This window comes from Ruegeria sp. AWH4_226 (genome assembly GCF_056159225.1).
Genome location: NZ_JBSWUU010000005.1, coordinates 1 through 10751 on the forward strand (window position 1 = coordinate 1; position 10751 = coordinate 10751).

Annotated in this window: 14 protein-coding genes; 5 read left to right on the plus strand and 9 right to left on the minus strand. The window is 57.3% G+C overall.

Going from position 1 to position 10751, the window contains the following annotated elements:
• Nucleotides 1-105 precede the first annotated feature (105 nt).
• The 6 genes from ACXAET_RS21585 to ACXAET_RS21610 form a co-directional block, all read right to left on the minus strand.
• Nucleotides 106-267: a hypothetical protein gene (locus ACXAET_RS21585; RefSeq protein ID WP_267367431.1), complete on the minus strand. Its 162-nt coding sequence runs from the start codon at nucleotides 265-267 to the stop codon at nucleotides 106-108.
• 622 nt (nucleotides 268-889) lie between these two features.
• On the minus strand, nucleotides 890-1144 hold the full coding sequence (locus ACXAET_RS21590) for a BrnA antitoxin family protein (protein WP_475190598.1): 255 nt from the start codon (nucleotides 1142-1144) through the stop codon (nucleotides 890-892).
• Nucleotides 1101-1376 (minus strand): BrnT family toxin, encoded by a 276-nt coding sequence (locus ACXAET_RS21595; protein ID WP_170638286.1) that lies wholly within the window; start codon nucleotides 1374-1376, stop codon nucleotides 1101-1103. Before ACXAET_RS21595 ends, ACXAET_RS21590 begins: the two co-directional genes overlap by 44 nt.
• A 113-nt stretch (nucleotides 1377-1489) precedes the next feature.
• Nucleotides 1490-1684, minus strand: a complete 195-nt coding sequence (locus ACXAET_RS21600; protein WP_267366216.1) for a hypothetical protein — start codon at nucleotides 1682-1684, stop codon at nucleotides 1490-1492.
• 10 nt (nucleotides 1685-1694) lie between these two features.
• On the minus strand, nucleotides 1695-2297 hold the full coding sequence (locus ACXAET_RS21605) for a hypothetical protein (protein ID WP_267366217.1): 603 nt from the start codon (nucleotides 2295-2297) through the stop codon (nucleotides 1695-1697).
• Nucleotides 2294-3187, minus strand: a complete 894-nt coding sequence (locus ACXAET_RS21610; RefSeq protein WP_475190605.1) for a DUF3560 domain-containing protein — start codon at nucleotides 3185-3187, stop codon at nucleotides 2294-2296. The genes ACXAET_RS21605 and ACXAET_RS21610 overlap by 4 nt, the downstream gene beginning before the upstream one ends.
• A gap of 95 nt (nucleotides 3188-3282) precedes the next feature.
• Here ACXAET_RS21610 and ACXAET_RS21615 point away from each other — a divergent pair, with 95 nt between their 5' ends.
• The 4 genes from ACXAET_RS21615 to ACXAET_RS21630 all read left to right on the plus strand — a co-directional run bounded on the left by ACXAET_RS21615 (nucleotide 3283) and on the right by ACXAET_RS21630 (nucleotide 7531).
• On the plus strand, nucleotides 3283-3801 hold the full coding sequence (locus ACXAET_RS21615) for a TIR domain-containing protein (protein ID WP_475190607.1): 519 nt from the start codon (nucleotides 3283-3285) through the stop codon (nucleotides 3799-3801).
• Between the two features lie 76 nt (nucleotides 3802-3877).
• Entirely contained in the window at nucleotides 3878-5311 is a 1434-nt protein-coding gene (locus ACXAET_RS21620; RefSeq protein WP_475190608.1) for an SIR2 family protein, read from the plus strand.
• A gap of 76 nt (nucleotides 5312-5387) precedes the next feature.
• Nucleotides 5388-5858, plus strand: coding sequence for a toll/interleukin-1 receptor domain-containing protein (locus ACXAET_RS21625; RefSeq protein WP_475190613.1), 471 nt, complete (start codon nucleotides 5388-5390; stop codon nucleotides 5856-5858).
• Between the two features lie 584 nt (nucleotides 5859-6442).
• The gene (locus tag ACXAET_RS21630) at nucleotides 6443-7531 is read left to right on the plus strand and encodes a M20 family metallopeptidase (RefSeq protein WP_475190616.1); all 1089 of its coding nucleotides are present in this window, start codon (nucleotides 6443-6445) and stop codon (nucleotides 7529-7531) included.
• Here ACXAET_RS21630 and ACXAET_RS21635 read toward each other — a convergent pair.
• Together ACXAET_RS21635 and ACXAET_RS21640 are read right to left on the minus strand one after the other, a co-directional pair.
• Entirely contained in the window at nucleotides 7501-8166 is a 666-nt protein-coding gene (locus tag ACXAET_RS21635; protein ID WP_475190617.1) for a TenA family protein, read from the minus strand. The two genes, ACXAET_RS21630 and ACXAET_RS21635, sit on opposite strands and share 31 nt — an antisense overlap.
• Complete coding sequence (locus tag ACXAET_RS21640; protein WP_475190620.1) at nucleotides 8159-9001, minus strand: BtpA/SgcQ family protein; 843 nt, start codon at nucleotides 8999-9001, stop codon at nucleotides 8159-8161. Before ACXAET_RS21640 ends, ACXAET_RS21635 begins: the two co-directional genes overlap by 8 nt.
• A gap of 32 nt (nucleotides 9002-9033) precedes the next feature.
• Here ACXAET_RS21640 and ACXAET_RS21645 point away from each other — a divergent pair, with 32 nt between their 5' ends.
• Nucleotides 9034-9927, plus strand: coding sequence for a PfkB family carbohydrate kinase (locus tag ACXAET_RS21645; RefSeq protein WP_475190623.1), 894 nt, complete (start codon nucleotides 9034-9036; stop codon nucleotides 9925-9927).
• Between the two features lie 55 nt (nucleotides 9928-9982).
• Here ACXAET_RS21645 and ACXAET_RS21650 read toward each other — a convergent pair whose 3' ends face one another.
• Entirely contained in the window at nucleotides 9983-10741 is a 759-nt protein-coding gene (locus tag ACXAET_RS21650; RefSeq protein WP_475190625.1) for a glutamine amidotransferase, read from the minus strand.
• Nucleotides 10742-10751: the final 10 nt, after the last annotated feature.

Below are 10751 nucleotides of genomic sequence, written 5' to 3' on the forward strand. Positions count from 1 at the left end.
GGGGCCGAAGGGAGAAAGGACGTGATTGGTTCGGGTCGGAGGCCGGTGTGCCGGCGTCCGACTAGCACGCGGTCACGCGCCCATAGGCGCGGGATTTGCCCGGAACTATGGCTCCCGGCGTTTGGCCGTGAATGTGATCTTGATGACGATCAAGTTGACCTCGATGCTGAGGCTCAAGTCGATCTTCTGAAGCTGTTTTCTCACTGCTCTAAGGCGACGAGCTGCCAGCCTGCGAAGCTGTTTTGATTTTTTGCGAATGTATTTCATGTCTGTCTCCTGTTGAAAATTCGCGGCACCCGAACACGCCGGGAAAGCAGACCAGTCAACACGCGCGGCACGCGCCCCGAAGGGCTTGGTGTTTACTGGTCTGCGCGGCGTGTATCTTGGCCGCTTATTTTCGTCGGGACAGATCTAAGACAGGCGCGCGAAAAACAGAGGTTCGCAATGGAGGGTGCGACCTGGGGCTGAGTGTAGAAATCAGAAGTTTGAGGGAATGGCAGTCGGCCCAGACTCGCGGCAACGATCGGGCCGACTGGCTCATAAGAGCGTTTTGCCGATTGCCGTCGGCATAGTGAAGTTAGCACGGATTCTGCAGAGGTTAAAGGCGATCCGCTCCGGCCGCGATGGCGGCCCCGCGCGCGGGCAGCGCGCGGTCCTGGCTAATCGGGGCAAGTGGCCCCGGTTCGCCGGGACACCAAAACCGATTGAGCTGGTTAGCCTGGATAGGGATTTGCTGGGCCGTAATGCGTGCCCGCCTCAATAAAGCAGCCATCGTGACCGCTGAGCCATGCCCGATGAACTTGGGACCGGGCAAAAACGCGGCGAAGTGGCCGGGGCATTATCCAACCACTGTAACCCGCCAGATAGACCCGATGATAAAGCCGGGCCATCACAGACCCGCCGCCTTTCGCAGTGCATCATTCATTCGGCTTTGCCAGCCTTTGCCATCGGCTTTGAACGCCTCCAATACTTCAGGGTCCAAACGGATGGTTGTAGAAACCTTGGTAACTTCGGCTTTGGGCCTGCCGCGTGAAACCGGGGCCTTGGCTAACTTTTCAGTCCAATAGGGTTGCGACAGGTCCGGCAGATCGTCGTCAGCTTCATCGCCCAAGTACGGGGCCGTATGCTTTTTGCTCTCGTTCATTGGCTTTCCTCATGCTGATAATTCGATGCGACGCGCCGCGCGGCGTCCAAGCCACAACAACCATTCGACCACCTAAGAACCCGATGGTGATGTTGCGTGTTTCGCCATAGTCGCGGCGGTCATCTTCAACCGTTATATGCGCGTCCTCAAATACTTCCCCGGCTTGCGCCATATCCAAACCGCGAGTTTCAAGGGTCGTCTGGCGTTTCGCTGGGTCATACTCGATCTTCATATATTGTTACTACACTAAATAGGTTCAAGGCGCAATATTTGTTACTACAAAAAATAGCCTAATTGTTGGTTTTCAGAGGATTGCGCGTCGCGGTCGCAACGCGCAAAACACTGTTAAACTTCCTTTCCGTCATTGTCGAACCGGCGCACAAGCTGAAAGTCTATGAAGCCAGACGAAACCAAATCGGCAAACTGTGCGCGGGCTTCGTCTGAATCGGCGTAGGTTTCCGGGTCGGCTCCATCCGGCAAGTCGATTTCGAAAAACTGCATTGCATCGCAAGCGACCCTGACAATTGGTTTTGTAGACATCGGCATTCCCTCAGCGGCGGATTCTGATGATTTTCGTGTGAACGCTGGCCGTCGCAAAGGTGTCTGACGGCAAGGTTTCGAGTTCTTCGGCCTCGTCGTGGTGGAAGGTGACAGGGACCAGGGCAACAAGGGTTGCCGGTTCGTCATGCCCACCCCGCCCTAGCAGGGACAAAGCCGCCTCGATGTGGGCGCGTACCTGCTTAAAAGGCGGGTTCATGATGATGCGGGGAAACTGCGCGCGGCCTTGGACTTCCTCCGCATACTCAAGAAAACAACGGTTGATAGTGGGGCCAATGGCGCGCAGCTTTGCCGCAAGCGTGTTGTGGCGCTCGATCATGGTCAACTCGCAAGTGCTGTGACCTGATGCAGTCAGCGCCTTTGCGAGCTGGCCGGTTCCGGCGCTTGGCTCCAATGTCAGATAGTCACCTTGCGGCCCGAGATAACCAACCATCCGCGCAGCGACAGGATCAGGCGTAACGTGGCATTCGGTGAACTTATCAACGGCGATGACTTCAGGGGCTTTCAACTCGTCCAGCTTGGGCGCATCCTGTCGCGCCCTAACCGGTATGGTTAGGGGCTTGTTTGGGCGGTAGTAGATGCTTGGGCGCGTCATTGGGCAATTTCCTCGTCAAAATCGGCGGGGGCGTCATGCTGCTTTTGATCGGTGATCAGGATAGCAGCCCACCCAGCCGAGAAACGCGGCCCTTCGTGGTTCGGGTTCGGTGCGATCCGCACCCGGAAAGCGCCACAAGCTGAAAGCCGCGTTCCCCTGTAGTCGGTGCCAATTTTGGCAAATTCGGCCTTGGTCATTTCCACCTGCGGAACAAACTCGACTGTTCTATTCCAAGGGTTGCGAACCAAAAATTTGCCGCTCTGCGCTTTGAAATTCAGAATAGGCGGTTTTGCCGGTTTCTTTTCGGGCGACACATATCCACAAGACTGCATCAAGTCGCGCAGCTCGGCCAGTAGTTTCTTGTTCCGGCGCGCGCGCACCTTGGGGTCATTCTTCCGGTTTGCATGACGCTCAACACCTGCCGCGCGATATTGCCAATAACCGATAGCGCCATGAGCCTTAACGGCTTTGTCCATTGCGTTGTGCATCCGCTCTTGAGTCTTGCGGGCTTTGCGCTCGGAGTGATGCCCGACAAGGATAGGCTGACCAAATTCGAATGCGCGGGACAGTTCGTCAGCGGCCCGGTGAAATGCGTTTGCCTGTTCGGCGCGTTTCTGTGCGATCCCGTCCAGGCGATCCGCTTTGATCTGCGCCCGTTCGGCCATTGTGGTTTCTTCGGGTTCAATCTCGCCTGCCAGTTCAAGCGCAAGGTTTTCGCGGGCAACAGTCCACATAGGGGCGACGAACAATTCTTGCTTAGGTGCCCATTTGAAGCCTGCGGCTTTGACCCGTTGGAAGGTTTCGGCGTCCAATCGCTCCGAAGCATACAATCGGATTTTGTTGTCCTCGGGGGAGTAAGTTGCAGTGATATTAATATCAAAATCAGCCATTCGTGGCGTCTCCTTATCCTGGCGATGCGGTTGCCGATGTTTCCCCGCTATCCGCTAATGGGCGCGGCCTTCTGATCTGTTAGCTGAAAGACCCCGTGTCTTTCGGCTGGCAGAACAGGAAGGGCAAAGCCCTGCCTGTGGCCTGGGGCGGGACTGTCACGGGGTCGGAGTGGCAAAAAAATGGGAGGGAAGGGAACAGCCCGGTGACGCCGAACAAGTGGGAAGAGATCAAGAAATCCGGCGATGCGGCGATCAAGAAATGGATCAACGACAATATGTCGGGAAAATCGTGTCTTGTTGTTCTGGTCGGAAGCGAAACAGCTGCCAGACCATGGGTTAGGTATGAAATCCGCAAAGCCTGGGAAGACAAGAAGGGCGTTCTTGGCATTCATATTCATGGACTCAAGGACCTCGGCGGAAACACATCCCTCAAAGGCAACAGTCCCTTTTCAGATCTTAAGGTTTCCGAAGAAGGGAAACTCGTTACTCTCGGCACTGCCCCAATCCTAAAAAACCCGGCGGGCAGCACCTCCAAGGAAATCTATGCTTCCATTCAGAACGGCATCGATGGCTGGATCGAGGAAGCGATCAAAAACCGAGCGAGCTACAAGTAAGTGCGTGGTCAGGCCTCTCATCTAGTTTTGCACTTCTCGAAGATCATGTTGGATTGCCCTGACATTAGGAGAAAACATGAAGCGTGAAATTATTCTGTTCGTTGAAAAGTTTGTCGAAGAAATTCGTGCCGAGAATGCCGCCGTTTTTCTTGGCGCCGGCGCGTCCAAAGCTGCTGGCCACGTGGATTGGGCGGAGTTGCTCGAGCCTTTAGCTAGAGAGCTTGAACTAGATGTTTCCAAGGAACCCGACCTGGTCGCTCTGGCTCAGTTCCACGTGAACGAGACCCGGAGTCGAGGACAGATCAATCAAACAATTCTGGATGCTTTGGGTCGAAATCTTGAACCCACTGAGAACCACAGAATTCTAGCGGAGTTGGACATACCAGTTTACTGGACGACCAACTATGACCGATTGATCGAGGAAGCGCTGCGCGAGGCAGGAAAGATCGCGGATGTTAAACATACAGTCAAGCAGCTGGCGAATACGAGGTCACGACGTGACGCTATCGTCTACAAAATGCACGGAGATGTCGAGCATCCGGATGAGGCCATTCTAACCAAGGACAACTATGAGAAGTACTTCAAGACCCATGGTGCATTTGTCACGGCCCTATCTGGACATCTCGTATCAAAGACATTTGTTTTCATAGGTTTCAGCTTCTCAGATCCCAATCTAGACTATGTCCTCTCCAGGATTCGTGTGACATTCGAGGAGCATCAACGCCGCCATTTCGCCTTCTTCAAGAAACGCTCTAAAGCGGCAGATGAGACCGAAGAAGATTTTCGGATGGCGCAAACGCGTCAGCGATTGATGATTGAAGACCTTAAGCGCTTCAATGTGAATTCAATCCTAGTAGATGAATATGAAGAAATAACAGAGGCCCTGAGAGAGGTTGCAAGACGCTTTCGAATGCGAACTGTTTTTGTGTCTTCAAGCGCGGCCGACTTTGAGCCTTGGGGTGAACAAGCTGTTACAGAGTTCATGAGGAAACTTGGCTCTTTGTTGGTAGAGAATTCGTTGCGGATTAGTACCGGGTTGGGGCTTGGCGTAGGCAACGCGCTTTTCACCGGAGCATTAGAAGAAGTGTATCGAAGTGTTGAACGTCAGATCGATGACCACCTTTTGGTCAGGCCTTTCCCTCAGTATGTAGACGACAAAACAGAGCGCGAGGCACTTTGGCATAAGTACCGCAGTGATTTCATCCCTTCAGCAGGTTCGGCCCTATTTTTGTTTGGCAATAAAATGACTATTGATGGGATTGTTTCGGCAAACGGAATGGTCTCCGAGTTTGAGATTGCAGCAGAGAACGGGCTCGTGCTCCTGCCTATTGGTGCTACCGGCTCAACCGCTGCAGAGCTTGCCGCTCGCGTCTTGGCGGCTCCAGAGAACTATCCAAGCATTCCTCCTGACCTAATTCCACTGATCGCAGAATTGAATGAACCGGTAGGCACTTTGAATGAGCTGCTTCAGCCACTAGTGGAATTGGTACGGAAAGCCGGAACACGCTGAGTAGGCTTCATCTAGTGCAAACGCGCAGGGAGATTTTATGCCAGTTTCTATGACCGACCTTAGGTTTGAGGCGCGCATGGGCGATCAGCAGATTGCAAAATCGCTATCTGAGGCGCAACGAAGTCGGATTACAACAGCGTTTCTTTGCCACGCACATAAGGATCGCGCTCTGGTTCAAGGCGTGGTCAATCTTCTGCGCAAGGCTGGTTGGCGCGTGTACGTGGATTGGATGGACGGCTCGATGCCGAGCAAGCCGAACCGCGTGACGGCAGACAAAATCAAGAAGCGAATACGTGACCTCGACTACTTTCTTTTCTTGGCAACTTCGAACTCAATGGATTCTCGATGGTGCCCGTGGGAAATTGGATATGCTGACCCTCACAAGTACCCTGAGAAGCTTCTTATCATCCCAACACGTGAAGGCTACTCCACTCATGGCAGCGAATATCTTGAACTTTATCGTCGAATTGATCTCCGGCGAGACGGTTCCCTCGCGGCAATTGACCCAGGGTACACTGTAGGAACGGAACTCCGAAACCTCCGTTGATCTGTCGACTTTGCGAAAAAAAGACTTTGCCTTCCGGCTAACTATCCAAGTGCGCCTGCTATGCGAAGTTCAATGACCGCTTTGTTGGCTGATTGCTACTAAACTTTCAAACGCAGCGAATGGCCGCTCTCCGCCCTTTCCGCCTTTTTTCTTGATCGCTATGCTTCCGGTTTGTTTCGATGGCATGTGGGACTGTCGAGTTCAACATACAGCACCTGAAGTCCCTGTTACGTAAATATATCCGCGAGCATTAATCCACTCATGCCCCATACGCACTCCAAAAGTGTGTTTTCGAGGGGTATTGCGTTCAGAAGATATCGAAACATAGTCTCCACCTGCGTTAAAGAAACGTAAAGGGCTGTTAGCCCTTTTCCCCCGTTGCGCTCAGTACCGCGAAGATGACTGCCGACGAGAAGGCGCAGGTTCTCAATGGCACACAGTTCTAACCTGACCAGCATTTCAGCATAGCTATCAGGAAGGGAGAAAATACACCCGACCAACTTGTAAACCGCTTTACCAATCCGTCTGGGTGTCTAAGCTGCATTAAGCAGCTACATTACGCACACAATCGGAAGGCTACACGGATGACCCAATCAGACGCGGTGATCGCCCTGACCCGGCAGCTTCTGGCCTTTGACACGATCAACCCGCCTGGGCAGGAAGCCGCCTGCGTGCGCTTCTGCGCCCGTGCGTTGGAAACAGCAGGGTTCACCTGCCAGGTGATTGACCACTTGCCTGAGCGGTCGAGCCTCATCGCAGTGCGTGGTGAAGCTCCCGGGCTATGCTTTAGCGGGCATCTGGACACGGTGCCTCTTGGCCATATGGCATGGAACTGCGCGCCCTTCGACGGTGAGATTACCGACGATCGCCTGTACGGGCGTGGCAGCAGCGATATGAAAGGCGGCGTCGCAGCATTCATCGTTGCCGCACAGGCAACGACGGCGCCCGCCAGCGTTATCTTGACCAGTGGTGAGGAAACCGGCTGCGACGGCGCGCGCTGGTTGACAGAAACCACCGCCCTGCCGCCGGCTCGGGCCATGGTCGTGGGTGAATCCACTGACAACCAGCCGGTCGCCGGTCACAAGGGCGCACTGTGGCTGGAGCTTACCTCGCACGGCGTCACGGCCCATGGCGCGACGCCGGATCTGGGCCGCAATGCAATTACCGCCATGGCGCCCACTCTGGCCCGGCTGGCCGGCTGGCAGCCGGATTACGCGCACGCGGAAATGGGCCGCGCGACCTGTAACCTTGGAACGTTATCGGCCGGGATCAACACCAACTCGGTCCCCGATCACTGTCGACTGACGGTCGATTTGCGCTCCGTCGTCGGGGTCAGCCACGAGGCGCTTACGGCGGAACTGCGGGCGCTATGCGGTGCAGAGGTCTCGATCAAGCCGATCATTGACCTACCGCCTGTGTGGACCGATCCGTCAGAGCGGTGGTTTCGCGACGCCTGCCAAACCGTGATCGGCATGACGGACCATAACGCCCTGCGGTCTTCGGTGAACTACTTTACCGATGCTTCCCTGCTACAACCGGCGATGGGGGTACCGGTCATGATCCTTGGGCCCGGACAGGTGGACCAGCCGCATGTGACGGACGAATATGTCCGCATTCCTCGGCTGGTCGAGGCAGTCGCGCTTTATTCTTCGCTAATCGAAGCCTCGGCATAGGCCGCCTCGTGAAACCCGATCTCCAACCGCTGCACATGGCCAAAGACTGCAACCGTATGAATTCGCTGCGCTTCGGTCATTGTCTCGCCCAGATTATCCAACCGGTCGCGAAGCCAATGGGCCTGTGCGGTGAAATTGGGTGCCGCGTGCATTTCGACCCACTCGGCCAGCATGGGGTCGACCATAGGCGCGTTGCGGACCTGTCTGCACCACGTCCAGTACATCCACTCTGCTGCGAACATTGCCGTGACGATGGCCGTGAAATCGCCATCGCGGGCGATTTCCAACATGCCGTCCCGAAACGCTGCCACGCGCGGATCGGCCTGCAACGCCGGGTCTGGAGTGATGCCCCGCGCGGCGAAGGCCGCCTCGAAATAGGACATTTGCTCATTGGCTAAGGCATCCAACGTACCGATCAGCTTCCGCCGGTCGTCGAGATCTTCGGCCTTTGCCACCGCGTATCCGAAGATCGCGATGGCTGTGTCGACAAAGGCTCCTTCAATCAGCAAATACCGGTCGAAGACATCGGGCGCGAGCGACCCCGACGCGATGTCCCGCACGAAACGGTGCCCGACCATGGCGTCGAAATCGGCGGCGTTTTCGCGTAGGATGCGATCTGTCAGCTCCTCAGCCATCAAGCCCCTCCTGCGCCACAGCGACAAAGCGGCGCACTCGCTCGGGCTCGACAGGGTTCCACCAGACGCCGCCCTCTTTCAACGAGGACGCGACGATCACGCCGTTCGTCCGGTCCAGGATGGCAACGATGTTGTCTTCGGTCACACCGGACCCCACCAGCAACGGCAGATGTGTCGCGCCCGCAATCTCGTCGATCTCTTCCATCGTGGCACTGTTGCCGGTGCGCTGCCCCGTGGCAATCACACAATCTGCGTCAAAGAACGCAAGATCGCGGGTCAGTTCAGGGATCGACCGGTCGGCGGTGATGGAATGACTGCCGTGCTTAACGTGGCTGTCGGCAAAAATCTTGACCCGCTCGGCGCGCAGCAGGCTGCGGTAGCGCATGGCCTCGGCGGCGCGCCCCTCCATGAAACCTTCGTTGGCGACATAGGCATTGGCCCACTGGTTGACCCGAATGAAATCCGCGCCCCCGGCGACAGCGGTCGCGAGCGCCGGGATCGGCGCATTGGCCAGTACGTTGATGCCCATGGGCACGCCCACCGCACGGCGAACACGATCGGTCACGACGGACAGAAAGGCCGCCGTTTCGTGGGTGATGTCTTCGGGCTTGGAAAACGGCACATCGCCGTGGTTCTCGACGATCAGCCCGTGCAGACCACCCTCAATCAGCCTCTCGGCGTCGCGCATGCAAGCATCGTAGATGCTGTCGAGACTCTCGCCGCGATAGCGTGGTGCACCGGGAAAGGCCGGGCAATGAATCATGCCGATCAGCGCCTTGTGTCGGCCAAAGATGTCGTGGATCGCGCCGGTCGTCCGGTCAGATATTTGCTGCATGAAGTACCCTTTCAGAAAAGAAGGAAGATGTGATGAAGGCCTATGTCATAGGCAATGCCGCCCTGGACGAGACCTTGGCGATTGAGGATTTCCCCAGTCCAGGCGCGTCGATTTTTGGCGAAAGTCTGTCGCGCGACCTTGGAGGGAAAGGGGTAAACCAGGCCGTTGCGATGGCACGCACCGGCCTGCAATGTGTGTTTGTCGCCGCTCTGGGCGATGATTCGCGCGGGCGTGACATCACCGAACGACTGGCGCATGAACCGCTGAACGCTCGACTGATCCGGCTGACCGGCGTCAGCACCGATGCCTCGACCATCTTGATGGCGGCAGCCGGTGAAAATGCCGTGATCACCACGCGCGAAGCGGCCTCGGCCCTTACACCCGAACAGGCCCTCGCCGGGCTGGACGGCGCACACGCGGACGATCTGCTCGCGGTGCAAGGCAACCTGAGCGCCGAGACCACCGGCGCTCTGTTGCGCGCCGCTCGCGCAATAGGCATGCACACGGCGATGAACCCCTCGCCCCTGCAGCCTTACTTTGCGCCGCTGTGGTCGTTGGTCGACACGGCCTTCGTCAACGAGGGCGAGGCGGAGGCTCTTGGCGGTGTGGATCATCTGCTGGATCTCGGGATTGGAACGGTCGTGCTGACGTTGGGCGCTGCAGGGGCGGCTTTGATCACTGCGGCGGAACAAATCACTGTGCCTGCGGTGCCCTGCACGGTGCGTGACACCACCGGGGCGGGTGATTGCTTCATGGCAACGGCGCTGGCCTCGGCGGCGCTGCGCGGCGTGGCTTTGGACGCACGTGCCTTGGCCGATGCAGCCCGCGCCGCAGCGCATACGGTGGCGCGGCCCGGCACCGTTGCGGCCTTTCCGACACAGGCGGAATTTGCCACGATCCTTGGCCCCGAAACCCACCCCCCCTGACGGACCGGGCCGCCCGCTGGTTTCGGGCGGCCCAAGCCGGCGCAGGGGCCCACATTCAGCGCGCCACGAGCCAGCCCAGCACATTCTTCCACAGTCGGGCATAGCCCACCCATTCGCAGAACTCCGGCGACAGCCAATGAGGCCCTATATCCGATGTCCAGGCAGCGGTCCGCCCGGCCCCGTGCGTTCCCAGCACCAACAATGGATGGCCACCCTGCTCCTCGGGAATCCGCGCGACGACCTCTGCACCTTCTCGCAGCTCGACCTCGTTGACGCCGAGGATCGGCGGCCAGACACCTTCAATACCCGCCATCACAAAATGATTGGGGGCGAGCACCTCGGCTACCGCGCCTTCGGGGATTTCAATGCGGTCGTCCCACGGAAAGCAGGTGACGGGCAACGTGTCCTCGACCGGGGTCTTGCGCCAGCGCGCCTTGCCGTCGATCCCCTGGAACGAGAAATAGCCGCCCATCATGATCAGGTTGCCGCCCTCTTCGACCCACTGTTTCAACAGGCGTAGACGGTTGGGCACGCATTTCGACCGCAACCAGACATCGGGCGGCAACAGAAAGGTATTCGCGCCAATGTCCGATAGGATGATAATGTCGTAGCCCTTCAAGCCATCCATCTCGAAGGGGAAGCCCTCTGCCGCCTCATGCGCGGTCATGTAGTCCACCTCGAACTCAGACCCCTTGAGCGCCTTCAGCAGCGGATCGGCACCCGTGTGGAAATGCACCGATCCGAATTGATCGAAGCCCTTGAAATGGGTCTCAGACGTGGTCCAGCTTTCGCCGACTAGCAAAACCTTGGTCATAGTTCAGTCC